29 protein-coding genes are annotated in these 26483 nt (G+C 61.8%); 27 read left to right on the top strand and 2 right to left on the bottom strand.

Features of this window, described 5'->3' with window-relative positions; translation table 11 throughout:
- Window positions 1-24: 24 nt before the first annotated feature.
- The 8 genes from BLS75_RS14675 (at window position 25) to rpoS (ending at window position 7251) form a co-directional block, all read left to right on the top strand.
- Complete coding sequence (locus BLS75_RS14675; RefSeq protein WP_011059547.1) at window positions 25-1137, top strand: S-(hydroxymethyl)glutathione dehydrogenase/class III alcohol dehydrogenase; 1113 nt, start codon at window positions 25-27, stop codon at window positions 1135-1137.
- A gap of 86 nt (window positions 1138-1223) precedes the next feature.
- The gene (fghA, locus tag BLS75_RS14670; RefSeq protein WP_041116226.1) at window positions 1224-2069 is read left to right on the top strand and encodes an S-formylglutathione hydrolase; all 846 of its coding nucleotides are present in this window, start codon (window positions 1224-1226) and stop codon (window positions 2067-2069) included.
- 52 nt (window positions 2070-2121) lie between these two features.
- A complete protein-coding gene (ispF, locus tag BLS75_RS14665) occupies window positions 2122-2595 on the top strand; it encodes a 2-C-methyl-D-erythritol 2,4-cyclodiphosphate synthase (RefSeq protein ID WP_011059549.1) in 474 nt (157 codons plus the stop codon).
- Complete coding sequence (gene truD / locus BLS75_RS14660) at window positions 2592-3650, top strand: tRNA pseudouridine(13) synthase TruD (protein ID WP_072451162.1); 1059 nt, start codon at window positions 2592-2594, stop codon at window positions 3648-3650. Before ispF ends, truD begins: the two co-directional genes overlap by 4 nt.
- The gene (surE, locus tag BLS75_RS14655; protein ID WP_011059551.1) at window positions 3638-4387 is read left to right on the top strand and encodes a 5'/3'-nucleotidase SurE; all 750 of its coding nucleotides are present in this window, start codon (window positions 3638-3640) and stop codon (window positions 4385-4387) included. The genes truD and surE overlap by 13 nt, the downstream gene beginning before the upstream one ends.
- A gap of 41 nt (window positions 4388-4428) precedes the next feature.
- Window positions 4429-5064 carry a protein-L-isoaspartate(D-aspartate) O-methyltransferase gene (locus BLS75_RS14650; protein ID WP_169892832.1) on the top strand — a complete coding sequence of 212 codons (636 nt, stop codon included), beginning with the start codon at window positions 4429-4431 and terminating at the stop codon, window positions 5062-5064.
- A gap of 212 nt (window positions 5065-5276) precedes the next feature.
- Window positions 5277-6137: a peptidoglycan DD-metalloendopeptidase family protein gene (locus BLS75_RS14645; RefSeq protein WP_072451161.1), complete on the top strand. Its 861-nt coding sequence runs from the start codon at window positions 5277-5279 to the stop codon at window positions 6135-6137.
- 106 nt (window positions 6138-6243) lie between these two features.
- The gene (gene rpoS / locus BLS75_RS14640; protein ID WP_072451160.1) at window positions 6244-7251 is read left to right on the top strand and encodes an RNA polymerase sigma factor RpoS; all 1008 of its coding nucleotides are present in this window, start codon (window positions 6244-6246) and stop codon (window positions 7249-7251) included.
- 511 nt (window positions 7252-7762) lie between these two features.
- Here rpoS and fdxA read toward each other — a convergent pair.
- The gene (fdxA, locus tag BLS75_RS14635) at window positions 7763-8086 is read right to left on the bottom strand and encodes a ferredoxin FdxA (RefSeq protein WP_007908827.1); all 324 of its coding nucleotides are present in this window, start codon (window positions 8084-8086) and stop codon (window positions 7763-7765) included.
- Window positions 8087-8229: 143 nt separating this feature from the next.
- The gene (mutS, locus tag BLS75_RS14630) at window positions 8230-10809 is read right to left on the bottom strand and encodes a DNA mismatch repair protein MutS (RefSeq protein ID WP_072451159.1); all 2580 of its coding nucleotides are present in this window, start codon (window positions 10807-10809) and stop codon (window positions 8230-8232) included.
- A 23-nt stretch (window positions 10810-10832) separates the two neighbouring features.
- Between mutS and BLS75_RS32405 the strand changes: the two genes are divergently transcribed.
- The 19 genes from BLS75_RS32405 (at window position 10833) to BLS75_RS14540 (ending at window position 26424) form a co-directional block, all read left to right on the top strand.
- Entirely contained in the window at window positions 10833-11054 is a 222-nt protein-coding gene (locus BLS75_RS32405) for a hypothetical protein (protein WP_176707074.1), read from the top strand.
- Window positions 10996-11742 (top strand): LexA family transcriptional regulator, encoded by a 747-nt coding sequence (locus BLS75_RS14625; protein WP_072451158.1) that lies wholly within the window; start codon window positions 10996-10998, stop codon window positions 11740-11742. The genes BLS75_RS32405 and BLS75_RS14625 overlap by 59 nt, the downstream gene beginning before the upstream one ends.
- A gap of 517 nt (window positions 11743-12259) precedes the next feature.
- Window positions 12260-12610, top strand: a complete 351-nt coding sequence (locus BLS75_RS14620) for a phage holin family protein (RefSeq protein ID WP_011059558.1) — start codon at window positions 12260-12262, stop codon at window positions 12608-12610.
- Between the two features lie 87 nt (window positions 12611-12697).
- Window positions 12698-13219 (top strand): hypothetical protein, encoded by a 522-nt coding sequence (locus BLS75_RS14615; RefSeq protein WP_072451157.1) that lies wholly within the window; start codon window positions 12698-12700, stop codon window positions 13217-13219.
- Window positions 13216-13806: a phage baseplate assembly protein V gene (locus BLS75_RS14610; protein ID WP_041751979.1), complete on the top strand. Its 591-nt coding sequence runs from the start codon at window positions 13216-13218 to the stop codon at window positions 13804-13806. Before BLS75_RS14615 ends, BLS75_RS14610 begins: the two co-directional genes overlap by 4 nt.
- A 92-nt stretch (window positions 13807-13898) precedes the next feature.
- On the top strand, window positions 13899-14102 hold the full coding sequence (locus BLS75_RS14605) for a hypothetical protein (RefSeq protein WP_072451156.1): 204 nt from the start codon (window positions 13899-13901) through the stop codon (window positions 14100-14102).
- 4 nt (window positions 14103-14106) lie between these two features.
- Window positions 14107-14433: a GPW/gp25 family protein gene (locus BLS75_RS14600; protein WP_015634349.1), complete on the top strand. Its 327-nt coding sequence runs from the start codon at window positions 14107-14109 to the stop codon at window positions 14431-14433.
- Window positions 14430-15311: a baseplate assembly protein gene (locus BLS75_RS14595; protein WP_053156560.1), complete on the top strand. Its 882-nt coding sequence runs from the start codon at window positions 14430-14432 to the stop codon at window positions 15309-15311. The genes BLS75_RS14600 and BLS75_RS14595 overlap by 4 nt, the downstream gene beginning before the upstream one ends.
- A gap of 1 nt (window position 15312) precedes the next feature.
- On the top strand, window positions 15313-15918 hold the full coding sequence (locus BLS75_RS14590) for a phage tail protein I (RefSeq protein ID WP_019093190.1): 606 nt from the start codon (window positions 15313-15315) through the stop codon (window positions 15916-15918).
- The gene (locus tag BLS75_RS14585) at window positions 15915-17861 is read left to right on the top strand and encodes a phage tail-collar fiber domain-containing protein (RefSeq protein ID WP_176876747.1); all 1947 of its coding nucleotides are present in this window, start codon (window positions 15915-15917) and stop codon (window positions 17859-17861) included. The genes BLS75_RS14590 and BLS75_RS14585 overlap by 4 nt, the downstream gene beginning before the upstream one ends.
- Window positions 17862-17877: 16 nt before the next feature.
- Window positions 17878-18306 carry a phage tail assembly chaperone gene (locus tag BLS75_RS14580; RefSeq protein WP_072451155.1) on the top strand — a complete coding sequence of 143 codons (429 nt, stop codon included), beginning with the start codon at window positions 17878-17880 and terminating at the stop codon, window positions 18304-18306.
- A gap of 101 nt (window positions 18307-18407) precedes the next feature.
- The gene (locus tag BLS75_RS14575; RefSeq protein WP_072451154.1) at window positions 18408-19574 is read left to right on the top strand and encodes a phage tail sheath subtilisin-like domain-containing protein; all 1167 of its coding nucleotides are present in this window, start codon (window positions 18408-18410) and stop codon (window positions 19572-19574) included.
- A 12-nt stretch (window positions 19575-19586) separates the two neighbouring features.
- Window positions 19587-20096 (top strand): phage major tail tube protein, encoded by a 510-nt coding sequence (locus BLS75_RS14570; RefSeq protein WP_015634355.1) that lies wholly within the window; start codon window positions 19587-19589, stop codon window positions 20094-20096.
- A gap of 13 nt (window positions 20097-20109) precedes the next feature.
- Window positions 20110-20415 carry a phage tail assembly protein gene (locus BLS75_RS14565; RefSeq protein WP_053156568.1) on the top strand — a complete coding sequence of 102 codons (306 nt, stop codon included), beginning with the start codon at window positions 20110-20112 and terminating at the stop codon, window positions 20413-20415.
- A gap of 141 nt (window positions 20416-20556) precedes the next feature.
- On the top strand, window positions 20557-23103 hold the full coding sequence (locus tag BLS75_RS14560; protein WP_072451153.1) for a phage tail tape measure protein: 2547 nt from the start codon (window positions 20557-20559) through the stop codon (window positions 23101-23103).
- Between the two features lie 9 nt (window positions 23104-23112).
- Window positions 23113-23958: a phage tail protein gene (locus tag BLS75_RS14555; RefSeq protein ID WP_072451152.1), complete on the top strand. Its 846-nt coding sequence runs from the start codon at window positions 23113-23115 to the stop codon at window positions 23956-23958.
- Window positions 23933-24139, top strand: coding sequence for a tail protein X (locus tag BLS75_RS14550; protein WP_072451151.1), 207 nt, complete (start codon window positions 23933-23935; stop codon window positions 24137-24139). The genes BLS75_RS14555 and BLS75_RS14550 overlap by 26 nt, the downstream gene beginning before the upstream one ends.
- 61 nt (window positions 24140-24200) lie before the next feature.
- A complete protein-coding gene (locus BLS75_RS14545; RefSeq protein ID WP_072451150.1) occupies window positions 24201-25238 on the top strand; it encodes a phage late control D family protein in 1038 nt (345 codons plus the stop codon).
- Window positions 25239-25287: 49 nt separating this feature from the next.
- A complete protein-coding gene (locus BLS75_RS14540) occupies window positions 25288-26424 on the top strand; it encodes a glycosyl hydrolase family 18 protein (protein ID WP_072451149.1) in 1137 nt (378 codons plus the stop codon).
- Window positions 26425-26483: the final 59 nt, after the last annotated feature.

Here is a 26483-nt window from a genome sequence, read left to right as displayed (position 1 = left end):
GTTTTTATTCGCTGGAGAGTCAGGATGATCAAGTCACGTGCTGCCGTAGCCTTCGAGGCCAAGAAGCCGCTGGAAATCGTCGAAGTGGATGTCGCCATGCCCAAGGCGGGCGAGGTGCTGCTACGGGTCGTCGCCTCCGGCGTCTGCCACACCGACGCCTACACGCTGTCTGGTGCCGACCCTGAAGGCATCTTCCCGGCGATCCTCGGTCATGAAGGCGGTGCGGTGGTTGAGGCGGTGGGCGAGGGCGTGACCTCGGTGGCTGTGGGTGACCATGTGATCCCGCTGTACACCCCGGAATGCGGCAAGTGCAAATTCTGCCTGTCGGGCAAGACCAACCTCTGTCAGGCCATTCGCGCCACCCAGGGCAAGGGTCTGATGCCTGATGGCACCACGCGTTTTTCCTACAAGGGTCAGCCGATTTTCCACTACATGGGTACCTCGACCTTTTCCGAGTACACCGTGCTCCCGGAAATCTCCGTGGCCAAGATTCCCAAGGAAGCGCCGCTGGAAAAGGTCTGCCTGCTGGGGTGCGGCGTGACCACCGGGATCGGAGCAGTGATCAACACCGCCAAGGTCAAGGCCGGTGATACCGTGGCCATCTTCGGCCTGGGCGGCATTGGCCTGTCGGCGGTCATCGGTGCGGTCAAGGCCAAGGCCGGGCGTATCATCGCCATCGATATCAACCCGGCCAAGTTCGAGATCGCCAAGCAACTGGGCGCCACCGACTGCGTCAATCCGAAGGATTTCGACCGTCCGATTCAGGAGGTCATTGTCGACATGACTGATGGCGGCGTGGATTTCTCCTTCGAGTGCATCGGCAATGTGCAACTGATGCGTGCGGCCCTGGAGTGCTGCCACAAGGGCTGGGGCGAATCGGTAATCATCGGCGTGGCCGGTGCCGGCCAGGAAATCTCCACCCGTCCCTTCCAATTGGTGACCGGTCGGGTATGGCGTGGCTCAGCCTTTGGTGGCGTGCGCGGGCGCAGCGAGCTGCCAAGCTACGTGGAAATGTCCCAGACCGGCGAGATCCCCCTGGATACCTTCATCACCCACACCATGGGCCTGGAAGATATCAACAAGGCGTTCGACCTGATGCACGAAGGCAAGAGCATTCGCTCCGTCATTCACTTCTAAGAGCAGCGGCAAGCGGCAAGCCACAGGCGCCAAGCGGGAGTTCCGCTTGCGGCCCATGGCTTGCGGCGTGCCGCTGGAGGTCTGCCATGAGTCTGGAAAACCTTTCCTGCCAGAAAAGCTTCGGCGGCTGGCATAAACGCTACAAGCATCATTCCCGGGTGCTGGGCTGTGACATGGTGTTCGCCGTGTATTTGCCGCCCCAGGCCGAGCAGGGCGGCAAGCTGCCGGTGCTTTACTGGTTGTCCGGCCTGACCTGTACCGACGAGAACTTCATGCACAAGGCCGGGGCTCAACGCATGGCTGCCGAGCTGGGCTTGATCATCGTCGCTCCGGATACCAGCCCGCGTGGCCCCGGCGTGCCCGGTGACCCGGACGGTGCCTGGGATTTCGGTCTGGGTGCCGGGTTCTACCTGAACGCGACGCAGGAGCCCTGGGCCCAGCATTACCGGATGCACGATTATGTGGTGAACGAGCTGCCGGAGCTGGTGGAGGCGCATTTTCCCGCTTCGCACAAGCGTGGGATCAGCGGGCACTCCATGGGCGGTCACGGGGCATTGGTGTGCGCGCTGCGTAATCCGGGGCGCTATCAGTCGGTTTCGGCCTTCGCTCCCATCAGCAACCCGATGGATTGCCCCTGGGGGCAGAAGGCGTTTTCCCGTTACTTGGGGGAGGAGCGCTCACGCTGGCGCGAGTGGGATGCCAGCGTGCTGATCGCCGAGGCCACCGAGAAGCTGCCGTTGCTGGTGGATCAGGGGGATCGTGACGACTTCCTCGCCGGCCAGCTCAAGCCTGAGGTCCTGCAGCAAGCGGCAAAGAATGCCGGGCATGAGCTGACGTTGCGGATGCAGCCGGGGTACGACCACAGCTACTTCTTTATCGCCAGTTTCATAGACGACCACTTGCAGCACCATGCACGTGCTCTTAACGCCTAATACCTGCCAAAGCAGGTAGAATCACGCCCTGACTTTTTCGGGGCGTTTTTTTATGCGTATTGGCCACGGCTACGATGTGCACCGTTTCGCTGAGGGCGACTTCATCACGTTGGGGGGGGTGCGTATTGCCCACCATTTCGGGCTGCTCGCGCACTCCGATGGTGATGTGCTGTTACACGCACTCAGTGATGCCCTTCTGGGCGCTGCCGCGCTGGGTGATATCGGCAAGCACTTTCCGGACACCGACCCGCAGTTCAAGGGCGCCGACAGCCGTGTCCTGCTGCGTCATGTTGTCGCGCTGATTCATGCCAAGGGCTGGAAGATCGGCAACGTCGACAACACCATCGTCGCCCAGGCACCGAAAATGGCACCTCACATTGAAACCATGCGGGCCTTGATTGCCGAGGACCTGCAGGTCGAGCTGGACCAGGTGAACGTGAAGGCAACCACCACCGAAAAACTCGGCTTTGTCGGCCGCGAGGAAGGCATCGCCGTGCATTCCGTGGCCTTGTTGCAACGCCCATGAATGAACTGCAATTGTTGGGCCCGCGGGCCTATGGCGATGCCCTGGGCAGCGCCGTACTCAAGGCCACTGCCGAAGACTTCCAGGTTGATGAAGTACTCGATATCCCGCTGAGCGGGGAAGGCGAGCATCTGTGGCTGTGGGTGGAAAAACGCGGCTTGAACACCGAGGAAGCGGCGCGGCGGATCGCCAAGGCGGCGGGGGTGTCGTTGCGCACCGTCAGCTATGCCGGGCTCAAGGATCGCCAGGCGCTGACTCGCCAGTGGTTCAGTGTGCAACTGCCGGGCAAGGCCGATCCGGATCTTGGCGCAGCGGAAAATCACACTCTGAAGATCCTCGAGGCCACCCGCCACAAGCGCAAATTGCAGCGTGGGGCCCATGCCGCCAATGGCTTTACCCTGCGCCTGACAGAGCTCAAGGCGGATCAGGCAGCCCTCGATGAGCGCCTGAAGAGAATTGCCGCTCAAGGTATTCCCAACTATTTCGGCGCCCAGCGCTTCGGCCACGACGGTGGCAACCTGGTGGACGCCCGTAGCTGGGCTGCCCGCCAGGCGCTGCCGGAGCAGCGCAATGTACGTTCGCGCCTGTTGTCTACCGCCCGCAGCTACCTGTTCAACCAGGCGCTGGCAGCGCGAGTGGCGGACGGCACTTGGCAGCAGGCGCAAGTGGGCGACTTGCTGGCATTTACCGACAGCCGCAGCTTTTTCATGGCCGGCCCGGATGAATGCACGGATCCGCGCCTGGCAATTCTTGACTTGCATCCCACAGGCCCGTTGTGGGGCGAAGGCGAGTCTCCGGCGGGTGGTGCGGTTCATGAACTTGAACAGCAGATGGCCGACCGCGAGGTGGCACTGTGCGAATGGCTGATAAAAGCCGGCATGAGCCATGAACGACGCATCCTGCGGCTGCCCATTGGCGGTTTGACGTGGCATTATCCCGAGCCTGATATTCTGCAACTGGAATTCGTCCTCCCGGCCGGATGTTTCGCCACCGCCTTGGTGCGTGAACTCGTCGATCTGGTGCCGGTGGGGCAGACGGACAGCTCATGCGCATTCTGATTTCTAACGATGATGGGGTAACTGCACCCGGTATCGCGGCGTTGCACGCTGCGCTGGCGGATTACGCCGAGTGCGTGGTTATCGCTCCGGATCAAGACAAAAGCGGCGCCAGCAGCTCGCTGACGCTCGACCGTCCGTTGCATCCGCATACCCTTGGCAACGGCTTTATCAGCATCAATGGCACCCCCACCGACTGTGTTCACCTGGGGCTCAACGGCCTGCTGGAGCATGACCCGGACATGGTGGTGTCGGGCATCAACCTGGGGGCCAACCTCGGTGATGACGTGCTGTACTCCGGGACGGTCGCCGCTGCATTGGAAGGGCGCTTCCTGCAACGCCCTGCGATCGCCTTTTCGCTGGTCTCGCGCCAGGTGGAGAACCTTGCGACCGCAGCCTATTTCGCGCGCAAGCTGGTGCAAGCCCAGGGCTTGCTGGATTTACCACCACGGACGGTGTTGAACGTGAATATTCCCAACCTGCCGCTTGATCATATTCGGGGCATCCAGCTGACCCGCCTGGGCCATCGCGCCCGTGCTGCGGCACCGATGAAGGTGGTCGACCCCCGCGGCAAGGCGGGTTACTGGATCGCTGCCGCCGGCGACGCCGAGGATGGCGGGCCCGGTACCGACTTTCATGCAGTGATGCAGGGCTACGTGTCTGTCACGCCGCTGCAGCTGGATCGCACCTTCAATGACGCGTTCAGGAGTCTGGATGGCTGGTTGGAGGGGCTGCGCTGATGGCTCGCGAGCAAGACGATCTGCTGCGGCGGGGAATCGGCATGACTTCCCAGCGTACCCGCGAACGCCTGATCCAGCGCCTGTATGACGAGGGGCTGTCCAACCCTCAGGTACTGGAAGTGATTCGGCGCACACCGCGGCATCTGTTTGTCGATGAGGCCCTGGCCCATCGTGCCTATGAAGACACGGCGCTGCCGATCGGCCACAACCAGACCATCTCCCAGCCTTATATGGTGGCCCGCATGAGCGAGCTGCTGCTGGCGGCCGGGCCGCTGGACAAGGTACTGGAGATCGGTACCGGCTCGGGCTACCAGACGGCGGTGTTGTCGCAGCTGGTGGAACGGGTGTTTTCGGTGGAGCGGATCAAGGTCCTGCAAGACCGGGCCAAGGAGCGCCTGCAGGAATTGAACCTGCGCAACGTCGTGTTTCGCTGGGGCGACGGCTGGGAAGGCTGGCCGGCGCTGGCGCCCTATAACGGCATCATCGTCACTGCCGTCGCCACCGATATTCCCCAGGCCCTGCTCGATCAACTCGCGCCTGGCGGGCGCCTGGTGATTCCGGTGGGGGCAGGGGAGGTGCAGCAGTTGATGCTGATCATCCGTGAAGAACAGGGCTTTGCCCGGCACGTCCTGGGGGCGGTGCGTTTTGTGCCGTTGCTCAATGGTCCCCTGGCCTGAAGGCATTTATCAGGCTGGGGTGAATTCTGTCTGGCGGGCTGTGTCTTAGTGCCGTATCGATCGTCAATGAGTGATACGACGGTCAGAGGCAGGTTCTTGTGGCTGTCCTTGTGCTGGGCCAGCGGTAAAGCGCCTGTGTCCAGTTATACTTGCGTCACTTCACGCCTGAGTCAGGCAATCTATATCGTCAACCACCACAAAGGGAGCGGCGGGTGAGTCTCACAGTCATTGCGCAGCGTATAGGTACAACAAGCTTTCAGCGACTGATGATTGGCCTTGCCTTGAGTTCCTTGTTGGTCGGCTGCTCCAGCACCAAATCCAGCAGCGTGGGGGTGGTCGAGCGCAGTAACACTGTTGCGCCGCAGCGTCCTACGGTGACCACCGGGCAGTACGCGGTGCGTCGCGGAGACACCTTGTTTTCCATTGCCTTCCGCTATGGCTGGGACTACAAGGCGCTGGCCGCTCGCAACAACATCGCCGAGCCTTATACCATCCATCCCGGGCAGGTCATTCGCTTTGACGGCCGCACTGGCACTACGCCGGCGACGGTTGTTACCAGCACCCAGTCCAGTGCCTCTTCCTCCAGCAAGACCACGGTCATTCGTCGCCCGGCAGGCACCACGACAACGCCTGCAACTGCGACCACCACCAGCCCTGCGAGCAAGCCGGCGCCTGCTCCGGCTACCCCCGCGGGCCCCGCTCCTACGGGTTGGGGATGGCCTTCGAACGGTGTTCTGATTGGGAAATTTTCTTCAAACGGTAGTTTGAATAAAGGCATTGATATCGCCGGAGATTTGGGACAGCCTGTTTTAGCTGCGTCTGATGGGACGGTGGTTTACGCCGGGAGTGGCTTAAGGGGCTACGGCGAATTAGTCATCATCAAACACAACGAAACCTACGTCAGTGCTTACGGCCACAACCGCGAGCTATTGGTTCGGGAGGGACAGCAGGTCAAAGTCGGACAGACAATTGCCGAGATGGGATCAACTGGTACAGACCGGGTGAAACTGCACTTTGAGATTCGCCGACAAGGTAAACCTGTAGATCCGCTGCAATTCCTGCCACGTCGTTGATCCGTTACCAGCCTGTTCCGCTCACGTAGAGGGAACAGGCTCCAGCGTTGCCAGGGATAAAGGCGCCGCTTGAGCCTGAGGTCGAACTCACCAAAGGACTATAACAATGGCTCTCAGTAAAGAAGTGCCGGAGTTTGACATCGACGATGAGGTTCTCCTTATGGAGAGCAGCATCGATATGGATTCGATGTCGAATAATGAGGGGGAAACTCCACCTTCCGTTCGCACCAAATCCAAAAGCTCCGCTTCATTAAAGCAACACAAATACATTGATTACACGCGTGCACTCGATGCGACGCAGCTGTACCTCAATGAAATCGGTTTTTCTCCATTGCTCTCCCCCGAAGAGGAAGTGCACTTTGCGCGGTTGTCGCAAAGTGGTGATCCGGCCGGGCGCAAGCGCATGATTGAAAGCAACTTGCGGCTGGTGGTGAAAATCGCCCGGCGCTATGTCAATCGTGGCCTGTCGCTGCTGGACCTGATCGAAGAGGGCAACCTCGGGCTGATCCGAGCGGTGGAGAAGTTCGATCCGGAACGCGGCTTCCGCTTCTCGACCTATGCCACCTGGTGGATTCGTCAGACCATCGAGCGGGCTATCATGAATCAGACCCGGACCATCCGGTTGCCGATCCATGTGGTCAAAGAACTCAACGTCTACTTGCGCGCCGCCCGTGAGTTGACGCAAAAACTCGATCATGAACCCTCCCCCGAAGAAATCGCCAATCTGCTGGAGAAGCCGGTGGCCGAAGTCAAACGCATGCTCGGCCTGAACGAGCGGGTTTCTTCGGTTGATGTCTCCTTGGGCCCGGATTCGGACAAGACCCTGCTGGATACCCTGACCGACGACCGTCCGACAGATCCTTGTGAGTTGTTGCAGGACGACGATTTGTCACAAAGTATCGATCAGTGGCTTTCCGAATTGACCGAGAAGCAGCGTGAAGTGGTGGTTCGACGCTTCGGTCTGCGAGGACACGAGAGCAGCACCCTTGAGGATGTGGGCCTGGAGATCGGTCTGACCCGTGAACGGGTTCGGCAGATCCAGGTTGAAGGGCTCAAGCGCCTTCGGGAGATTCTCGAGAAGAATGGATTGTCCAGTGAGTCGCTGTTTCAGTAGCTACTGGATCGATTCACAAGAGCCCCGATCGACTCGGGGCTTTTTATTGCATGCAGGTTGTGATTTTGAATGGGCCATTGCCAGAGAAGTTGGCTTAACTCTCAACCGTCATGTAAGCCAAAGATTACTTTTTCGTACGCATTCGGTTCTCGGCTACTTCTGCGTTGTCTAGTTTTTCGTAGGCTGTTTTTTATATTGTTGATTTATATGATATTTTTTATGAATGGCTATGAGTTTCGACAAAGTTTCACACGAATAGTGCGATTGCTCTTGCCGGGGAACTCTCTAATATCAACCCTGTGTCGACGGATAGACACAGCCATCAAGGACGATGGTCAGGACATCGCAGGAAGCGATTCATCAGGACGATGAAAAGGAACACAGGGACTAGGGAAAAATGTGGGCGGGTCATACCGCCCCTTTTTTCGTCTATCGAAAAGTCCCGCCGGCATTTCCTTGCCCCAGAAACGCAAAAAGGCCCGCAAGGGGCCTTTTGGGAACGCAACTGCAATCAGCGTTCGAGATCCTTGATCTTGCCTTTGACGCCATCCCACTCTTCGGCATCTGGCAACGATTCTTTCTTTTCAGTGATGTTCGGCCAGATCTCTGCCAGCTCGACGTTCAACTGAATGAATTCTTGCATCTCTTCCGGGACTTCATCCTCGGAGAAAATCGCTACAGCGGGGCATTCAGGCTCACACAGTGCGCAATCAATGCACTCATCCGGGTGAATCACCAGGAAGTTCGGGCCTTCGTAAAAGCAGTCCACCGGACAGACTTCTACGCAGTCGGTGTACTTGCACTTGATGCAGTTGTCGGTGACGACGAAGGTCATTTCTAATTCTCTCCTCAGGCGGCGGCAGCGGAGCCCCTACATGACGGGGTCGCCAGGTTTGGGAGCGATAGTCTGCGCAACCAGGCTAATAGTCCGCAGCATCCCAAACCGCGCGAGATTCTAACAGCTTGAAGGCGTTCGCGTTAGATGCGTGTCTTCAATGTATAGAGCATTTCCAGCGCTCGGCGTGGCGTCATGTCATCCAGATCCAGCTTGGCCAGGTCGTCGAGCACCGGGTGCGGCAGGCTGGCGAACATGTCGCTTTGTTGCGGAACCGAGGGTTTGCCCGGTGCCTGAGGCGCCACTTCATGGGGCAAGCTGGTGGTTTCCAGGCGGCTCAAGTGCTCCCGGGCGCGGGTGATGACCGCGCTGGGAACCCCGGCCAGCTGGGCTACCGCCAGCCCATAGCTCTGGCTGGCTGGGCCTGGAAGTACATGGTGCAGGAACACAATGCGCTCATTGTGCTCGGTGGCATTGAGGTGCACGTTGGCCACCAGCGGCTCGCTTTCCGGCAGTACCGTCAGTTCGAAATAGTGGGTGGCGAACAGGGTATAGGCGCGCAGGTGGGCGAGACGTTCTGCCGCAGCCCAGGCCAGGGAAAGTCCGTCAAAGGTGCTGGTACCGCGTCCCACTTCGTCCATCAGCACCAGGCTGCGTTCCGTTGCGTTGTGCAGGATGTTCGCGGTTTCGCTCATTTCCACCATGAAGGTCGAACGGCCGCCGGCCAGGTCGTCGCTGGAGCCGATACGGGTGAAGATCCGGTCCACCAGGGACAGCTCGCAGCTCGCCGCCGGGACGAAGCTGCCGATATGGGCCAGTAGCACGATCAGGGCCGTCTGGCGCATATAGGTGGATTTACCGCCCATGTTCGGGCCGGTGATCACCAGCATCCGCGTGTTGTCGTCCAGGCTCAGGTCGTTGGCCACGAACGGCGTGGTCAACACTTGCTCCACCACCGGGTGACGACCCTGGGTGATGCGCATGCAAGGCTCGCTGACAAAACGTGGGCAGTTGAGGTCCAGGTTCAAGGCGCGCTCGGCCAGGTTGCTCAACACGTCCAGCTCAGCCAGGGCACCAGCGGTATCCTGCAACGGCGGCAAATGGCTGATCAGGGTTTCCAGCAGCGCGTCGTAGAGCATCTTCTCCCGGGCCAGGGCACGGCTCTTGGCCGATAGCGCCTTGTCTTCGAACTCCTTGAGTTCCGGAGTGATGAAGCGCTCGGCGCCTTTCAATGTCTGGCGGCGAATGTAGTCCGCCGGGGCCTGTTCGGCCTGCTTGCTTGGCAGCTCGATGAAATAGCCATGGATACGGTTGTAGCCGACCTTGAGGTTGGCCAAGCCGGTACGGGCTTTCTCGCGGGCTTCCAGGTCAATCAGGAACTGTCCGGCGTTCTCGCTCAGCGACTGCAGCTCGTCGAGCTCGGCGTCGTAGCCGGTCTTGAGTACACCGCCGTCACGGATCACCGCCGGCGGATTGTCGATGATGGCCTTGGCCAGCAGAGCGGCCAGTTCCGGGTAGGTGCTGGTGCTGGCGGCCAGCTGATTGAGGTGAGTGGCCTCCAGCTCGGTCATGGCTTCTTGCAGTTCCGGCAGTGCGGCCAGGGCATCACGTAGACGGGCCAAGTCCCGCGGACGGGCATTGCGCAGGCCGATCCTCGCCAGAATACGCTCGATATCGCCGATTTCCTTCAACTGCGGTTGCAACCGTTCGAAACGGTAGCCGTCCAGCAGGCAAGTAATAGAGGACTGGCGCGCTTCCAGGACCTTGAGGTCGCGCAGCGGGCGGTTCAGCCAGCGGGTCAGCAAACGGCTGCCCATGGCGGTCTGGCAGCGATCGACCACCGATTGCAGGGTGTTGTCGCGCCCGCCCGCCAGGTTGGTGTCCAGTTCCAGGTTGCGACGGCTGGCGCCGTCCAGCACCACGGTGTCATCCAGGCGCTCATGACGCAGGCTGCGCAGGTGGGGCAGAGCGGTACGCTGGGTTTCCTTGGCATAGCTGAGCAGGCAACCGGCGGCGCCGATGGCCAGGGTCAGGGTTTCGCAGCCAAAGCCCTTGAGGTCCTGGGTAGAGAACTGCTGGCAGAGGCTCTTGTGCGCCGAGTCCCGCTCGAAATCCCAGGGGGCACGGCGTCGCACACCGCGGCGTTTTTCCGCCGGCAAGCCTTGTGGCCAGTCATCGGGGATCAGCAGCTCCACTGGATTGATGCGTTCCAACTCGGCCAGCAAATTCTCCCAGCCCTTGATTTCCAGGACGCTGAAGTTGCCGCTGGTGATGTCCAGCACCGCCAGGCCGAACAGACGCTCGTCGCCCAGCACGGCGGCGATCAGGTTGTCGCGGCGCTCATCCAGCAGAGCCTCGTCACTCACGGTGCCTGGCGTGATGATACGCACCACCTGGCGTTCCACCGGGCCCTTGCTGGTCGCCGGGTCCCCCACCTGTTCGCAGATCACCACCGACTCGCCGAGCTTTACCAGCTTGGCCAGGTAGCCCTCGGCGGCGTGGTAAGGAATACCGCACATGGGAATCGCCTGGCCGGCCGACTGCCCGCGCGCCGTCAGGGTGATGTCCAGCAGCTTGGCGGCCTTCTTCGCGTCTTCATAGAAGATCTCGTAGAAGTCGCCCATGCGGTAGAACATCAACTGATCAGGGTGCTGGTTCTTCAGGCGCCAGTACTGCTGCATCATCGGCGTGTGGGAGGACAGATCGGAGGTATTTTTACTCATTGGTATTCAGGCGGATTCGTTGAATGGGTGAAGCAAAGGAGCGCTGGGCTCGGCTTTTTGCAGATGGCGGCAAGGTTACCATGGGTGCCCCGGCCTCGCAGGCACCAAGGCGTTCCTGTGGTTGTCCGGTAAATGCATTACATATATGCAAATCAGCATTTGTCATTGCGCAAAAGATCAAGCAATATGCGTTCTATGCAAATACGCAACGTTTCTACCGTCTTAAGAGAGCTGCTGGATCGTGATGGAATCTCCCCCACGGAGCTTCACCGTCGCACCGGTGTGCCTCAATCCACCCTCTCGCGGATTCTCAGCGGGAAGATCGTCGATCCTTCGGATAAGCACATCTCGCGGATCGCCGAATACTTCCAGGTGAGCACCGACCAGTTGCGTGGGCGCGTTGATATCGCGCCTACCCGGGCTGCTGCGCCCCGTGACGAGATTCATTCGGAACTCAAGGACATAAGCCTGTGGGACGACGATACCCCTGTCGATGACGACGAGGTGTCGGTTCCCTTTCTGCGCGAGGTTGAATTGGCTGCTGGATCAGGAAGATTCGTCATCGAGGAAAGCGAACGCGCCAGCCTGCGCTTCGGCAAGCGCAGCCTGCGGCACAACGGCGTGCAGTTCGACCAGGCCAAGTGCGTCACGGTGCGTGGCAACAGCATGTTGCCGGTGCTGCGGGACGGCGCCACGGTGGGCGTCAATGCCGGTAAATGCGCAATTGGCGACATCGTTGATGGCGACCTCTACGCGATCAACCACAACGGCCAGTTGCGGGTGAAGCAGCTGTATCGCCTACCTACAGGGATCCGCCTGCGCAGCTTCAACCGCGATGAACATCCGGATGAGGACTACAGCTTCCAGGAGATCCAGGAAGAGCAGATCAGCATCCTCGGTCACGTCTTCTGGTGGGGCATGTACGCCCGCTAAGCCAGCCCTCTTGCACAAAGCCCGCCCTTGAGCGGGCTTTTTTTTGCCCGCGAAAAATCCCCAGCCCTTTGTTTATGCGCCTCCCATGCATTTCAGCAAATCTTGCGCATAAATAAATGCATTTACGCATTGACCGCATATGCATAAATGCATAATATGAGCCTCAAGCCGCGCAACAGCGGCTGCAAAGACGCTCTTTAGTGGCAAAGCAAAGGCAGCGATGAACCGGCCTCGACGGTTCAGAGGGTTGGCAACTGGCCCGGGTGTGCAGCGTAAAGCACCAGAAGCAGTTATCCGGCGGACAGGGTCGCGGTCGGAGGAACAATTTGAATGGGTCCGTACCGCACCAGCAGTGCCGAAAGACCAAGGTTTGCATTACTGAAAAGCCCGGGCGACCGGGCTTTTTGGAATGCCTGCCTAATGTGGGCCACCAACAGACAGGGACCCTTTGAAACATCGTTATCAGCCTTCTATCAACCGGCCATTTCGCTGGCCTCAATCCGCACGGGAGACGTGAATGACAAACGAGCAACAAGCGTTGCTGGACATGCCGATCTGGCTGGTCATCGTCCTGGCCCTGGTCGGTGGCGTTTCCGGCGAAATGTGGCGCGCCGACAAGGAGGGCGCCCGTGGCTGGTCGCTGCTGCGGCGCCTGGCACTGCGCTCCGGAGCCTGCGTGGTCTGCGGGGTCTCGGCGATCATGCTGCTGTATGCCGCCGGCGTGTCGATCTGGACCGCCTGCGCCTTCGGTTGCCTGACCGCCATGGCCGGCGCCGACGTCGCCATCGGCCTTTATGAGCGCTGGGCGGCCAAGCGAATCGGGGTATGCGAACCGCCTTCCCGGGATTCCCATTCGGACCAGCCTTGACTCACCGGGCGGCTACCGCCCTCAACACGGTCGTGCGCCCCGGCTTTCGCCGCCGGGGCCGTCTCGGCCTGATTCTGGAAGCAGACAATGAGCGTACTGACGCAGCTACCCGAGGCCATCACGTCCACGATCAAGACGGCCATGCCGCATCTGCACAAGGTCGAGGCATTTCCCGAGACCGTTGATGGCTCCGCCGAGACAGCGATCTACTTTGCAATCACCGGCATGGACCCGGGAGCTGATCCGGGCGACGGCCGTAGTTGCCTGCGGGCGACCTTCGAGGCCCGGGTGCGGGTTGACCCGAGCCTTGCGCAAGCCTCCTTGCAGGCGGTTGTTCTGGCAGCGCAGCTCATGGACCTGCTGCGTTGCCAGTACTGGAATCTTGATTCTGTCGATAGTGCGAAGGCGGTGTGGGCCAAACCAGCCGGCACGGCCGTGGATTCGGCGCCGAAAACCGAGTGGACCGTGCAATGGCAGCAGTCCATCTACCTGGGCCAGGAACAATGGCCCTGGCCCGATCACCCCCCGGGAACACTGGTATTGGGTTTCAGCCCCGACACCGGCCCCGGTCACGAGGGGCACTATCAGGCGCCGGAGCAGATGTCGTGAATTACGTCACCGCAACTCACGACCGAATGCTTTCTGGCCTGATCCTGCCTTGCGCTGTGGTCGGCGTGGACCTTGCCGCGGGCAGACTGCGGGTATCCGATGGCGCGGGCTGGACCAGCGCCTGGGTTCGCTGGCACAGCCAGGCCGCCGGCAAGGCCCGGCACTGGCGGGCGCCGAGCCTGGGGGAGCAGGGCGTACTGATCAGCCCCAGTGGCGAGCCGGCGCAGGGCACCTTCGTTCCCGGCCTGTATGGCGATGCCGGTGCCCAGCCGGATAACCGCGAGCACGTCGAGGTCTGGCGCTTCGATGATGGCGGCTCGCTGGTCTACGACTGGCAGGCCAAGAGCTACAGCATCTCCCTGCCCAGCGGCACGGTGACGATTCAGGTCGGCACCAGTTCGGTCTTGGTGACGGACAGCAGCATTACCGGCAACGCCGACAGCATCACCCTGACGGGGGCAATCACCTTGAATGGCGAGGTGCAAATCAACGGTGCGAGCTTGAAGCACAACGGGGTGAATGTCGGCTCGACCCACATCCACCCAGCCGTGATGCCCGGCCCCGGAGCAACCGCTCCACCGCAGTGACGCCTTGGCGATCAACGCCGGCCACCCAACCTACAACCCCGATAAACCCGATCAATCTGCCGAATGCGGATTTTTTGTACCCGGAGAAAAGCATGGCAATCCCGAAAAAAAAGGCCGGCCGCACGGCCACCAGTGGCGCTGCGGTCTTTCGCGACACCCTCTACACCTCGCGCATTCTGATCCTGGCGGATGGCCGCGCGCTGTCGGTGGCCCAGGGCGAGGTATCGGTACCGGTCAGCGACACCCTCGCCCGAGACTACCTGGAGCAGCACCCGGACTTTCAGTTGCAGGAGTAACACGATGATCGGAATGGATCGCCGTACCGGCTTGCCGCTGTCCGGCATCGAGCATTTGCGGCAGTCCATCGAGGACATCCTGACCACGCCCTTGGGCAGCCGGCGGATGCTTCCTGAATACGGCAGCAACCTGCGCCGTTATGTCGACTTGCCGGTGACCGGTGGCTGGAAAAGCGCGGTTCAGGCAGAAGTCGCCCGGGCGCTGTTGCGCTGGGAGCCCCGCTTGAAGCTGGAGCGGGTAAAGGTTGTAGCGGTGGTGGAGGGCCAGGTCAGTTTCCAACTGACGGGCCGCTACCTGGGTAATGACGCGGTTTTGGAGGTGACGGCATGAGCATGCTGGATTTATCGGCACTGCCGGCGCCGCAGGTGCTGGAAACCCTGGATTTTGAAGCGCTGTATCAGGGCAAGCTGGCGACCTTTCGCCGCTATATGGGCGACAACTGGACGGCCAATCTGGAAAGCGATCCGGTCACCAAGCAACTGGAGCTGTCGGCCTACGGCGACATGCTGTTGCGGGCCCGGGTCAACGATGCGGCCAAGGCGCTGCTGCTGGCCCATGCCCAAGGCACGGACCTGGATCAGTTGGCCGCCAACGTCAACCTGCAGCGCCTGGTGATCCAGGCCGGTGACCCGCAAGCGGTACCGCCTGTGGCGCAGGTCAAGGAAGCCGACGACGCACTGCGTGAGCGTGTCCAACTGGCCTATGAAGGCCTGACCACCGCCGGGCCGCGCAACAGCTACATCCTGCATGCCCGCAATGCCTCGGCCCGGGTGGCGGACGCCGAGGCCGAAAGCCCGTCACCGGCCTGCGTCACGGTTACGGTGCTGAGCCTGGAAGGTGACGGCGCAGCGGCGCCGGAACTGCTGGCGACGGTCGCCGCGGCCCTCAATGATGAGGACGTGCGACCGCTAGGCGATCGGGTCACGGTGAACAGCGCCCAGATACTGCCGTATCGCATCGACGCGGTGCTGCACATGAAAGGGCCGGGCCCGGAAAGCGATGCCGCCCTGGCAGAGGCCGAGCGCAAGCTGGCCGCCTGGGTCAACCCACGCCGGCGCCTGGGCATCGAGGTGGCGCGTTCAGCCATAGATGCCCAGCTGCATGTGGCCGGCGTGGCCCGGGTTGAACTGCGGGGTTGGCAGGACATAGTCCCGAGCAAGGCCCAGGCCGCGTATTGCACCGGCTACAGCGTGACCTTGGGGAGCTGATATGACCAGCCTGCTGCCAAGCAACAGCACACTCTTGGAACGCGCCCTGGAGGCGACCAACAGCAGCGACACCGCCACCATGTTGCGCACCCTGTACAACCCCTCGACCTGCCCGGTGCACCTGCTGCCACAGCTGGCCTGGGCCTGGTCGGTGGATCGCTGGGACCCGCGCTGGAGCGAGACGGTCAAGCGCAATGCCATTCGCGCCTCGTTCTTCATCCATGCCCGCAAGGGCACCATCGGCGCTTTGCGCCGTGTGGTGGAACCGCTGGGCTACCTGATTGAAGTGGTCGAGTGGTGGCAGATGGCCCCCCAAGGCGAGCCAGCCACCTTTGCCCTGAAAGTCGGGGTGCTGGATACCGGCATCACCGAACAGATGTACCAGGAACTGACCCGGCTGATCGATGACGCCAGGCCGGTGAGCCGGCACATGACGGGCCTTGCCATCAGCCTGGAAACCTCCGGTGTCATCGGTTACGGCGCTTATGTGGACCAGGGTGAAGTACTCGACGTTTACCCCCCGACCCCTCGCGATATTGAAGTGATCGGCCGTTACGGCCAGGTCATGTGCATTGATGAAACAGACACCCTGGATGTGTACTCATGATCGATTCCAACAGTCAGTTCTTCGCCATCCTCACTGCGGTGGGCGAGGCGAAACAGGCCAACGCCACTGCCCTGGGCACGCCCTGGACCTTCAAGGAAATGGCGATCGGCGATGCCAACGGCACCGACCCCATCCCGAACAGAACCCAGACCAAGCTGATCAACGAATGGCGACGTGCCCCGGTCAATCAGGTGCGTACTGATCCGGCCAACCCCAACATCATCATCACCGAACAGGTGATTCCGCCTGATGTCGGCGGGCGCTGGATCCGTGAAATCGGCCTGCTCGACGCCGACGGCGACCTGGTGGCGGTGGCCAACTGCGCACCGAGCTTCAAGCCCCTGCTGGCCCAGGGTACCGGCAAGACCCAGGTCATCCGCATGAACTTCATCGTCGCCAACACTGCGCAGATCGTGTTGAAGATCGACCCGGCAGTGGTGCTGGCCACCCGCGAGTATGTCGACAATGCGGTGATCGAGGCCCTGGCCAAGCTGGACTTCAAGCACTCGGCGCTGGTGGCCACCACCGCCAACATCGTCTTGAGCGGGATTCAGACCATCGACGGCGTGCTGCTCCCGTCCGATGCCCGGGTGCTGGTGAAAAACCAGACCCAGGCCAAGGACAACGGGCTGTATGTCGTGTCGTCGACGGGCGTCTGGACCCGTGCCCAGGATGCGGATACCAGCCTGGAGGTCACCCCCGGGCTGTTCGTCAGCATCGAGAAGGGCACGGTCAACGGCGACAGCGTCTGGCAGTTGGTCACCGACGGGCCGATTGTTCTCGGCACCACGCCGCTGACCTTCGAGATGGCGACGGGGCGAACCGGTATCAGCGCGGGCTCCTATGCCAATGTCACGGTCGACAAGTACGGCCGCGTGATCGCAGGTACGAACCCGACCACTCTGGCCGGGCATGGCATCACCGACACTTACACCAAGGCTGAGATCGAGTCGATTGTGGCGCAAGCGTCGTCGTTGCCGGTTGGCTCGATAGTGGCATTTCCCAAGTCGAGCGTGCCGCCGGGGTTCCTTGAGATCGATGGCAGTGTGCAGAGCGTTGCGACCTATCCCGACCTGGCGGTGTACCTGGGGACGGCCTTCAACAAGGGCAATGAGGGTGCCGGTAACTTCCGCCTGCCTGAGTCTCGGGGCGAGTTCCTGCGTGGATGGGACCATGGGCGAGGCATGGACCCAGGTCGGGGGTGTGGCACTGCGCAAGAGGATGCCCTGCAAAATATCATTGCGGGGTTGAACGCTAACCCTTCAGCGGCATATCAGTTTTTGGGTGAAGGGGTAACGGCGTCCGGTGCATTTGCGTTGACTGAGCGCATCAGCAATTCGTTTGCTGACGGTGCTGTTTCAGATAGACAAGGGAGTTCATTGACTTTCGATGCCAGCCGAGTTGCCCGCACGTCAAACGAAACCCGCCCGCACAACCTTGCGGTCATGTGGTGCATCAAGGCCTGGAATGCGCCGAACAATCAGGGAAATATTGATATCGCCGCACTGGCTCCGCTGGCGAGTCAGGCCACTGAAACCAACCAAGGCACATTGAAAGTCGCAAGCGATGCCCAGATGTTGGACGGTAGCAACGACAAGGTAGTGGTCACTCCGAAGACGCTTCGTAAGGGCTTTGCGATAAACCTGGCTCAAAATGGTTATATCGCTTTTCCATCTTGGCTCGGTGGCTTGATCATCCAATGGGCCACCGGGGTCGGTGTTGCAACTGAAGGGGCCCAGACTATTGCATATCCCATGGCCTTTCCGAATGAAGTTTTCTTCCGTGTTGTATCGACTCACGCTGCCTCGGCTTCTGCCTACGCGAACAGCGCTTATCAAACAATCGGTATTCCTGGGCTGACCTCCAGCGAGGTCTACCTGCAGGCATATGCAAACTCCGATTCGACACTGATCTACCCGAAGCTGGTTGCGATCGGGCGATGAGAGGCAGAGGTACTCAATGAAACGTTTTTACAGCCCAAGTACGCAGACAACTTATCTATATGGATTTCATGCATCGATACCCGAGGATGCGGTAGAGATGTCCGAAGCTCTTTATCAGTCGGTAATCGGTAATCCAGCCATTGGAAAGGTTCGTGCTCACGATGAGCATGGGGTGCCCTACCTGGTCGATGCTCCTTTACTGGTTACTGATCTTTCTATGCGAGAGCGGGCATGGCGTGATACTGAGCTTTCATCCGTCAAGTGGTTGCGCGAACGGCAACGTGATCAACTTGAGATCGAAGCCCCGACGAGCATTGATGGGAAGCAGTTCAAGGAACTGCTGGTTTACATGCAGTCCTTGCGCGACTGGCCCCAATCCCCGGACTTCCCACAAACCGAAAATCGCCCAGTAGCCCCATCCTGGATCGCCGAACAAACCCAATAAACGCCCCGCACCGTCGGGGCGTTTTCTTTCCCGCTTCCCACTAATCAATCATCCCTACGAGCCCCCTTCACCCGGGGCTTTTTCATGTCTGGAGTTTATCCATGAGTGGTTTTTTCCACGGCGTTACTGTCACCAACGTCGACACCGGCGCACGCACCATCTCGCTGCCCACGTCTTCGATCATCGGCCTGGTGGATACCTTCACCGAAGGCCCTGACTTCAGCGCCAAGGCCAACGACCTGCTGCTGATCACCAACGAGCGTGAGGCTATCGCGGCCTGGGGCCCGGATGCGGCCATCACCAAGGCCTGCCAGGCCATCTACCAGCGGGCCAAGGCGGTGATCGTCGCTTGCGGCGTGGCCAAGGTGGCGGATGCGGCCGAGCAGACCTCGGCGATCATCGGCGGGGTGCTGGCCGACGGCAAGCGTACCGGCCTGCAAGCCTTGCTGGATGGCAAGAGCCGTTTCAACGCCCAGCCGCGATTGCTGGTGACCCCCAAGCACAGCTCGACCCAGGCGGTCGGTACTGCGCTGGTGGCCCTGGCCGACAAGCTGCGTGGCCTGGCGATCATCGATGGCCCCAACAGCACCGACGAAGCGGCCATGGCGTATGCCAAGCACTTCGGCGCCAAGCGCACCTACATGGTCGACCCGGGCATTCAGTACTGGGACAACGGCGCCAGCGCCACCGTCGATGCGCCGGCTTCGGCCTGGGTCGCGGGCCTGTTTGCCTGGACCGACAACGAGTACGGCTTCTGGGCCTCGCCGTCGAACAAGGAGTTTGTCGGCATCACCGGCACTGCGCGTGCCATCGAGTTCCTGGACGGCGATGAAACCTGCCGCGCCAACCTGCTGAACAACGCCAACATCACCACCATCATTCGTGATGAAGGTTTCCGCCTGTGGGGCAACCGCACGCTCTCCAGCGATCCGAAGTGGGCCTTTGTCACCCGGGTACGGACCATGGACATCGTCATGGACGCGATCCTCTACGGCCACAAATGGGCAGTGGACCGCTCGATCACCGCGACCTACGTCAAGGACGTCACCGAGGGCCTGCAGGCGTTCATGCGTGATCTGAAGAACCAGGGCGCGATCATCAATTTCGAGGTCTACGCCGACGCCGAACTCAACACTGCCAGCCAGCTGGAGCAGGGCAAGGTGTACTGGAACATCCGCTTCACCGACGTGCCACCGGCCGAAAACCCCAACTTCCGCGTCGAGGTCACCAACCAGTGGCTGACCGAAGTCCTCGAACACACCGCTTAAGGAGCAGCAGCAATGGCAATGATTCCCGAAACCCTGGCGAACATGAACCTGTTCGTCGATGGCATCAGCTTTCAAGGCGACGTGCCGAGCCTGACCCTGCCCAAGTTGACCCTCAAGACCGAGGAGCATCGGGTCGGCGGCATGGATGTGCCGGTGGAGCTGGACATGGGCATGGAGAAGCAGGAAGCCGGCTTCACCACCACCGGCGTGCGCCGCGAGTCGCTGAAGATGTTCGGCCTGGCCGATGGCAGCGGTTTCAACGGCGTGTTCCGTGGCGCCTTCAAGGGCCTCAAGGGCAAGGTCACGCCGGTGATCGTGACCCTGCGCGGCTTGCTCAAGGAAGTCGACATGGGCGATTGGAAATCCGGCGACAAGGCCGAGGTCAAGCACAACGTGGCCCTGACCTACTACAAGCTGGAAGTCGATGGTCGCTTGATCTACGAGATCGATGCCCTGGGCATGAAGCGCGTGATCAACGGCGTCGACCAACTGGCCGCGCAACGTTCTGCCCTGGGCCTGTAAGGAAACCACCAGCATGACTCAAGCAATCAACAAGACCCCGGCGTGGATGACCCTGAGCGCGGAAAACGTCGTGATCAGCCTCAGCAAGCCGGTGGAGATGAACGGCGTGGTCTGCGACAAGGTCACCTTGCGCGCCCCCACCGTGCGTGATGTGCGTGCGGCCAACTCCGGGGCTGCCGGCGATGATGAACAGCGCGAACTGATGCTGTTCGCCAGCCTGGCGCAAATCAGTGCCAAGGATCTGGAGGGCATGGCGCTCAAGGACTATCAGCGCCTGCAGGCCGGCTATTTTCGCCTGGTGCAAGACGACGAGCTTTGACCCTGCGGTGATGAAGATGGCGGCGAAGCGGCTCGCCAGCGAGCTGCATTTCGCCGCCGAGGAAATCATGACCATGAGGTTTTCCGACATGGTCTGGTGGCTCACGGATTGAGCCCGTCACCCAAGGAGCAGGAGAAGCAGATGGCGAACAAGCTGGAATCAGGGCTGGTGGTGGTGGGTACCGCCCTCAGTTCGACGTGGGACGCCGCCTTCAAGACGGTGGAAGGCCGGATCAAGCAACTGGAGCAGCAGGGCAGCAAGGCCCGGGTACTGGAAAAGACCATTGGCCAGACCCTGCGCCTGCAGGATGAATGGAAAAAGGCCCATGACACCGGTGCTGCATCTGCCGCCGGGCTGTTGCGCCGGTTGGAACAGAGCCGTGATGGCCTGCGCCAGCAAGGTGTGCAGGTACATAAACTGCGTCAGGAATATCAGGCGCTGGGTAAGGTGGCCCGGGGCTCCGCTCTGCAGGCCCGGGGGCACCAGCAGATCGACCAGGGCAAGGCCGACTTCAAGGCGGCGTATGGCTTGGCCAAGGACGGGGTCGGCAAGCTGGCCATTCCGGTCAAGATCAATGCCGACTATCAGGCGCTGATCCGTGACATCGCTATCAAGGCCGGTGTGGCCAATCAACCTCAGGAAGCGCAGCTGAGCCGCAGCGTCGTTCAGACTTCACGGAATACGGGAATGGCCCGCAACGAGGTGGCGGCTCTGGTGGGGCAGATGACTGCCAAGGGCATGTCGCTGGACAAGGCGCAAGGTTACGCGGGGCTTGCGGCCAGGTTCGCGGTGGGGCAGGGCGCGGGTATCGAAGATACGTCGAACCTGATGCGGGCCCTTGAGCTGAAGGCCGGGATCAGCGACCCCAAGGTCATGGAGCAGGCCCTGGAGGCCATCGCCTTGCAGGGGCAGGCGGGCAATTTCGAGGCCGCCGACATGGCGCGCTTGCTCCCGGCGCTGCTCGAGAGCGCGAGCGGGGAGGGGCTCACCGGCATGGATGCGGTGAGCCAGCTGGGCTCGATGCTGCAAGTGCAGATGAACACCGCGGGCGGTGCTGATCAGGCCGCCGGTCAACTGCAGAACTGGATCGAGAAAATCGGTTCCAGTGAGGCGGTCAAGGCTTACGAAGATGCCGGCATTGATTATCAGGCGTCGCTGAACACCGGTATCCAGAAGGGTATGTCGAGCCTGGAGGCGAGCTTTGCCCTGGCCATGCGCTATGTCAGGGCCATCGACCCGGCCAAGGCCGCGAAGATGGCCGAGGCCCAGGCGCAGATCAGCAAGGAAACCGATCCGGCGAAGGCCAAGTCCATGCTCGAGGCTCTGGAGGAGTCCCTGCGTACCGGTGACCTGTTCACCGATATGCAGATCAAGGCGGCCTTGCTGGCTCACACCCAGGGCCGGCAGCAATACGAGCAACTGAAGAAGGACTCGTTGAGTGCTTCGGGGGTTATCGACAAGAACCTGGCTGAGCGTCGGCAAGCCTCCGCCCAGCTGTGGAAGGAAACCGCGCAGGCGGTCGACGGTGGCATGCTTGCCGTGGGGAAGGCCCTGCAACCGGCCACGGATCTGGTGGCCCAAAGCATCACGCTGGTGGTCGGCAAGCTGACCGAACTGGCGGAGAAGGCACCCTCATTGGTACTGGGGGTTACTGCCCTGGGCGCCGCTTATGTCGCGGTGAAAAAGCTGATGGCTGTCTACACCATTGGCAAGGGCCTGCTGAATGTCGCTCGAGGTTCACTGCAGGTTGGCCGCAAAATGGCGAAGCGCTCCTCTGGTGGCACTGCGAGCGGTATCGACTGTTGTGCGCCCATGCTCGATTGCGGCCCGGACAAAAAACGCCGCAAGGGCCGTGGCGGGCGCAAGACGCCCAGGCGCGAGCCTCGTTCGAGGGGCATGGGCAGCAAAGGCTTCAAGAGCCCTTTGACGCCCAGCGGCCTGGAGAGAGTGGCCAGAGGGGCTGCCACCTCTGGTGCCGTAATGAAAGGCGCCGGTTCCCTGGCCAAGGGAGTCGCGCCCTTGCTCAAGGGCGGTGCGATCCTTTCGGTGCTCGGTGCAGGCTTCCAGGTGGCGGACACTTACCTGAATGCCCAGACCCAGGATGAAAAAGCCGAAGGCTACGGCGAGGCGGCGGGCAATCTTGCCGGTGCCGCCGCGGGTGCAGCAGCAGGGGCGGCCATTGGCTCCGTGGTGCCGGTGATCGGCACGGTGATTGGCGGGCTGGTGGGCGGCGCCCTGGGTGCCTGGGGCGGTTCGGCCGCCGGTGGCGCCTTGGGTAAAAAGCTGTTCGGCTCCGACGAGTCGCTCAAGCACTTGCCCGCAGCCGGTCCGCTGATGATGCGCAACGCCGGACAGAACATCCCGCCGGTCATGGGCGATATCGCCAAATCCTTCCAGAAAGGCCAGACGCCCCCGCTGATGGGGCAGGCGGCGCGCTCGATGCTCAGCCCATCGTCGTCTGCTGCGGCGCCGGCCACGATCACCGCGCCGGAGTCGCTCAAACCCCAGGTACCTCCAGTCATCGAGCAGCAGTTCAGCTTCGCGCCCTACTTGTCGATCTCGGTCCAGGGTGATGTGCGCGACCCCGCGCAACTGGCCCGGGAACTGGAACCCCACCTGCGCTGGCAGTTCGACGAGTTCAGCCGCCAGGCTGCCGCTCGCCAGCTGTTCGACGCGGCACACGTTTAAGGAGATCCCATGGCTTACATGGAACAGCTGCAATCGGGGCTGGGTTCCCTGGTGGCGGCAGCGGAAGCGGGGCGGCGCAGTGCCGATGAAATGCTCGGGCCCATGAACGGCGCCATCAGCGACATCAGCGGCGCCGCCCTGGAGCTTGAAAGCCTGCCCGTTGTCGGGCCGGCGCTGGGCGCCAAACTGCAACGCACGATGCGCAGTATCGGTGCGGCGCAGTCGGTGGTGGGGGAAGTCGCGGCCAAGTACAGCCAGGCAGTGACCGTGGCCGGGCAGATGCAGCAGCATCTTGGCGCCTTGCAGGAACAGGTGGCCAAGGCCGGCGCGGCGATCAATCGGATCGGCGGGCAGATCAGTCCTTCCCTGGGCAACATCTTCCCGACCGCCGCATTTGCCGAACAGACCACACCGGCGGCCGAGGCGGTGAAGCCCTTCGCGCACCTGTTGATCCTGCAACCGCTCGGGGCGGGCGCCCTGCCTTACTACTTCAACGTCGATACCGCAGCCTTCGAGGCGCTGCGCCGGCAGAGCGGATTCCGCTGGGCCGGTCAGGAGCGCCTGAGCCGCAGTGTCGCCCAGCAGGCGGTGGGCCAGGGTGAAGAGCGGATCTCTCTCAAAGGCACGGTGTTTCCCGGGTTCAAGGGCGGCCTGGGGCAGTTGCAGACCTTGCGCAGCATCGGGCGGCGCTTGCAGCCGCTAAGCCTGACCACCGGCTACGGCGAAGTGCTGGGCACCTGGTGCCTGACCAGCATCGAGGAAGATCAGAGCCACCTGCTGGCCGGCGGTATCCCGCGCAAACAAGGTTTTTCATTGGAGTTCGTAAGCTATGGCGACGACTTGCAGAACGTCTGACGGGGATCTGCTCGATACCTTGTGTTACCAGTATTACGGCCACCTCAACGGCTGTGTCGAAGCGGTGCTGGACGCCAACCAGGGGTTGGCCGACGAGGTACAGCCGTTTCGCGCCGGGCTGCTGATCCGGTTGCCGGAGCTGCCGGCCCGGGCCGAGGCCATGGTCCAGCTATGGGATTGAGCCCCAACCCCTTTACCCAACCCCGTCGAGCACGGGGTTGGCTTTTTCTGGAGTACGGCACATGACCCCAGCGTTTCGCATCGTCGCCGATGGCCGGGACATCACCGCGCAGATCAACGACCGCTTGCTGAGCCTGCGCACCACGGACAAGCCCGGCCTGGAGTCGGATGAATTCGAGCTGCGCATCGATGACCGCGACGGCGCCGTGGCGCTGCCCCGGCGCGGCGCGAGCATTGAAGTGTTCCTCGGTTACGCCGGCCAGGAGCTGACTCGCCTGGGGCGCTACACCGTGGACGAAGTGGTGGTGAACGGGCCGCCCGATACGCTCGAGATCCGTGGCAAGGCCAGCGACATGCGCGGCAGTGGCAAGACCACCCGCAGCGGCAGTTGGGAGAACGTTGCGCTGCAGCTCATCGTCCGTGACCTGGCGGCGCGCAATGGATGGCAGCCGGTCTGCCCGCTCGTCATCAAGGTGCCGCGCATCGATCAGCTCAACGAGTCGGATTTCAACTTCATCACCCGCCTGGCCCGGCAATACGACTGCACCGCCAAGGTGGCCGAAGGCAAGCTGCTGGTGTTGCCCCGCCAGGCCGGGCAGAGCGCCAGCGGCAAGGCCCTGGGGGTTGTCACCCTCGGGCGTGGCGATGTCAGCCGCTACCAGTTCCGCCTGAGTGACGGCAGCACCCACAAGGCAGTGCAGACCCGGCACCAGGATCCCAGGAGCGGAAAGCTGCGGGTCATCGACCTGGGTAACGATGGTTCGCCGGATGATTCGCCCGCCGTGCACACCGACCGCCACCTCTACCCGAACCAGTCTGCCGCCGAGCAGGCCGCCAAGGCGCGCCTGGCGGCCTTCAACCGCAGCACCGCCAGCCTGCGCCTGGACCTTGCGGGGCGCACCGATCTGTTCGCCGAGCGAATGATCAATGCCCAGGGCTTCAAGGCCGGGCTCGACGGTGACTATCTGGTGGACTCGGTCGAACAGTTGTTCACCCAGGCCGGATGGACGACCACGGTCCAGTGCAACGGCGGTAAGCAAGGCAAGGCCAAGGGCAAGCCGCCCCAGGCCCGCAACTCCCTCAGGGTCGAGCAGCTTTGAGCCTTGATCCCATTCCCACTGACGGGGCAACCCGCCCACAGGAGTATTCATGAAACCAGGCATCACCCTGGCGATCCGGCATTTTCTCCGGACCTTGATCGCCGGTTGCAGCTTGCTGCTGGCCGCTGCCGCCCATGCGGCACCCTTTGTCCTGGCCTATACCGACGGCCAGGTCGAAGCGTCCTACAGCAATCTGCAGGCGTTCCACCGCAACCTGTCCGCCGTCGGCCTGGGCAGCACCTACGGCCTGACCGTCACCGGCAAGCTGCATCAGGACGGCATGAACGAAACCACGCAGAACATCATCCGCTTTGCCAAGAGCCAATCCCTGCCGCTGTTCCCGACTGTTTCCGACTACAACGAAGGCATCGGCGCCTTCGACCCGGCTATTTCCCATTCCATCCTCAACGACCGGGCCTTGAGCGCCGGCACCGTCAAACAGTTGGTCAAGCTGGCCAAAGAGGGCGGATTCGCCGGCATCAACCTGGACTTCGAGAAGGTCGAACCCAGGAATCGCGCCGCGTTTTGCGCCTTCGTCAAAACCCTGGGCAACGCCCTGCATGCCGGCAACAAGAAGCTGATCATCAGCATCCCGCCCAAGCTCAGCGACACCGAGCCTGAGTACCTGCAGGGCTACGACTACAAGGCTCTGGGCGCGGCGGTGGACTACTTCCAGGTGATGACCTACGACCAGGTCGGGCCGGGCTGGAGCAGCGGCGGCTTTCACAATGAAGCCTGGCCCGGCCCCGAATCGGGCTTCGACTGGCAGCAGGCGCTGCTCAGTTACGCCGTTTCCCGAGTCCCGGCGAGCAAGGTCCTGGCAGGGCTGCCCGCATACGGCCAGGACTACAGCATCGGCAACCGGGTGCACTGGTCGGCCTATCAGGAAATCATTGCCGAGCACCGGGCAGCCACTCACCGGGATGCCGCTTCTGCGACGCCTTATGCCACCTGGGGCCCGGTCAAGAGCTTCGCCGATGGCGTGGAATGGACCCCGGAACGAGCGCAACCCGTGCTCTGGTACGACGATGCCGCCAGCATCAAGACCAAGACCGCCCTGGTGACCAGATTGGGCCTGGGCGGCACCAGCGTCTGGGCCATGGGCTATGAAAATGCCGAGTTCTGGGCCGCGCTGCAGTCAGGGCTCAAGGCCAGCAATGAGCTCTTGCCGACCGGGCGGGAGTGACTGGCCGGATGGGCTCTGGAGCTGGCTGCCACAGGTTCTGCAGCACGCCTGGGGCCATG

Source organism: Pseudomonas sp. NFPP12 (assembly GCF_900103205.1).
In the GTDB taxonomy this organism is placed as follows: domain Bacteria; phylum Pseudomonadota; class Gammaproteobacteria; order Pseudomonadales; family Pseudomonadaceae; genus Aquipseudomonas; species Aquipseudomonas protegens.
This window is presented reverse-complemented; position numbering and strand designations above follow the sequence as displayed.

What these genes read in the sequence shown, in the direction of transcription:
- BLS75_RS14675 (WP_011059547.1), top strand. Translation starts at nt 25, where the DNA reads ATGATCAAGTCACGTGCTGCCGTAGCCTTCGAGGCCAAGAAGCCGCTG.
- fghA (WP_041116226.1), top strand. Translation starts at nt 1,224, where the DNA reads ATGAGTCTGGAAAACCTTTCCTGCCAGAAAAGCTTCGGCGGCTGGCAT.
- ispF (WP_011059549.1), top strand. Translation starts at nt 2,122, where the DNA reads ATGCGTATTGGCCACGGCTACGATGTGCACCGTTTCGCTGAGGGCGAC.
- truD (WP_072451162.1), top strand. Translation starts at nt 2,592, where the DNA reads ATGAATGAACTGCAATTGTTGGGCCCGCGGGCCTATGGCGATGCCCTG.
- surE (WP_011059551.1), top strand. Translation starts at nt 3,638, where the DNA reads ATGCGCATTCTGATTTCTAACGATGATGGGGTAACTGCACCCGGTATC.
- BLS75_RS14650 (WP_169892832.1), top strand. Translation starts at nt 4,429, where the DNA reads ATGACTTCCCAGCGTACCCGCGAACGCCTGATCCAGCGCCTGTATGAC.
- rpoS (WP_072451160.1), top strand. Translation starts at nt 6,244, where the DNA reads ATGGCTCTCAGTAAAGAAGTGCCGGAGTTTGACATCGACGATGAGGTT.
- fdxA (WP_007908827.1), bottom strand. Translation starts at nt 8,086, where the DNA reads ATGACCTTCGTCGTCACCGACAACTGCATCAAGTGCAAGTACACCGAC.
- mutS (WP_072451159.1), bottom strand. Translation starts at nt 10,809, where the DNA reads ATGAGTAAAAATACCTCCGATCTGTCCTCCCACACGCCGATGATGCAG.
- BLS75_RS32405 (WP_176707074.1), top strand. Translation starts at nt 10,833, where the DNA reads ATGGGTGAAGCAAAGGAGCGCTGGGCTCGGCTTTTTGCAGATGGCGGC.
- BLS75_RS14625 (WP_072451158.1), top strand. Translation starts at nt 10,996, where the DNA reads ATGCGTTCTATGCAAATACGCAACGTTTCTACCGTCTTAAGAGAGCTG.
- BLS75_RS14620 (WP_011059558.1), top strand. Translation starts at nt 12,260, where the DNA reads ATGACAAACGAGCAACAAGCGTTGCTGGACATGCCGATCTGGCTGGTC.
- BLS75_RS14615 (WP_072451157.1), top strand. Translation starts at nt 12,698, where the DNA reads ATGAGCGTACTGACGCAGCTACCCGAGGCCATCACGTCCACGATCAAG.
- BLS75_RS14605 (WP_072451156.1), top strand. Translation starts at nt 13,899, where the DNA reads ATGGCAATCCCGAAAAAAAAGGCCGGCCGCACGGCCACCAGTGGCGCT.
- BLS75_RS14600 (WP_015634349.1), top strand. Translation starts at nt 14,107, where the DNA reads ATGATCGGAATGGATCGCCGTACCGGCTTGCCGCTGTCCGGCATCGAG.
- BLS75_RS14595 (WP_053156560.1), top strand. Translation starts at nt 14,430, where the DNA reads ATGAGCATGCTGGATTTATCGGCACTGCCGGCGCCGCAGGTGCTGGAA.
- BLS75_RS14590 (WP_019093190.1), top strand. Translation starts at nt 15,313, where the DNA reads ATGACCAGCCTGCTGCCAAGCAACAGCACACTCTTGGAACGCGCCCTG.
- BLS75_RS14585 (WP_176876747.1), top strand. Translation starts at nt 15,915, where the DNA reads ATGATCGATTCCAACAGTCAGTTCTTCGCCATCCTCACTGCGGTGGGC.
- BLS75_RS14580 (WP_072451155.1), top strand. Translation starts at nt 17,878, where the DNA reads ATGAAACGTTTTTACAGCCCAAGTACGCAGACAACTTATCTATATGGA.
- BLS75_RS14575 (WP_072451154.1), top strand. Translation starts at nt 18,408, where the DNA reads ATGAGTGGTTTTTTCCACGGCGTTACTGTCACCAACGTCGACACCGGC.
- BLS75_RS14570 (WP_015634355.1), top strand. Translation starts at nt 19,587, where the DNA reads ATGGCAATGATTCCCGAAACCCTGGCGAACATGAACCTGTTCGTCGAT.
- BLS75_RS14565 (WP_053156568.1), top strand. Translation starts at nt 20,110, where the DNA reads ATGACTCAAGCAATCAACAAGACCCCGGCGTGGATGACCCTGAGCGCG.
- BLS75_RS14560 (WP_072451153.1), top strand. Translation starts at nt 20,557, where the DNA reads ATGGCGAACAAGCTGGAATCAGGGCTGGTGGTGGTGGGTACCGCCCTC.
- BLS75_RS14555 (WP_072451152.1), top strand. Translation starts at nt 23,113, where the DNA reads ATGGCTTACATGGAACAGCTGCAATCGGGGCTGGGTTCCCTGGTGGCG.
- BLS75_RS14550 (WP_072451151.1), top strand. Translation starts at nt 23,933, where the DNA reads ATGGCGACGACTTGCAGAACGTCTGACGGGGATCTGCTCGATACCTTG.
- BLS75_RS14545 (WP_072451150.1), top strand. Translation starts at nt 24,201, where the DNA reads ATGACCCCAGCGTTTCGCATCGTCGCCGATGGCCGGGACATCACCGCG.
- BLS75_RS14540 (WP_072451149.1), top strand. Translation starts at nt 25,288, where the DNA reads ATGAAACCAGGCATCACCCTGGCGATCCGGCATTTTCTCCGGACCTTG.